This is a genomic window from Alcanivorax sp. 24 (assembly GCF_004360225.1).
Classification (GTDB): Bacteria; Pseudomonadota; Gammaproteobacteria; order Pseudomonadales; family Alcanivoracaceae; genus Alloalcanivorax; species Alloalcanivorax xiamenensis.
This window is the reverse complement of sequence record NZ_SNUA01000092.1, coordinates 1-449: the sequence shown is the minus strand read 5'-3', so window position 1 is coordinate 449 and position 449 is coordinate 1. Positions and strand designations below refer to the sequence as shown.

Here is a 449-nt window from a genome sequence, read left to right as displayed (position 1 = left end):
TATGATGGTGTATTCAGTAATGAACAGTGCGTAGCCTCATTACATTATGTGTGTCATAAACAAAAACCTTGCCCGCAGTGATTACAACATCATGGCCGCGACCGCTTTGCAATTGCAGAAACATGCTTTGGTACCGGGCTTAACTTTTTAAATACATGGCAGCACTTTGCTGCTCACCTTGATAGGCAGCATGCAGAGCAATAAGTTCGAAATCATCCGCCCCACAGTGGTAAAAAAAGCGTGACCCGCTTGCACTTTATCTCTTTTGAAAAATTTCCTGTTAAGCGTGATGACCTTGCTCAAGCTCTCAAAGCCTGGCCTAGTTTAAGCAAGTATAGTGAGCAACTAATTACTCAATACCCAATTAATTTGGCCGGCTGTCATCGCCTTGAATTTGCAGGCGGCAAACTAATACTCGACCTTTATTTTGGTGACGTACAAAACAGTAT

The 449-nt window shown here is 42.8% G+C and carries 1 protein-coding gene; it reads left to right on the top strand.

Translation table 11 applies throughout. From position 1 onward, the window contains the following. Window positions 1–240: 240 nt before the first annotated feature. Window positions 241–449: MnmC family methyltransferase (locus E0L37_RS21725; protein ID WP_205655687.1), on the top strand; the 209-nt coding region annotated here is incomplete at its 3' end.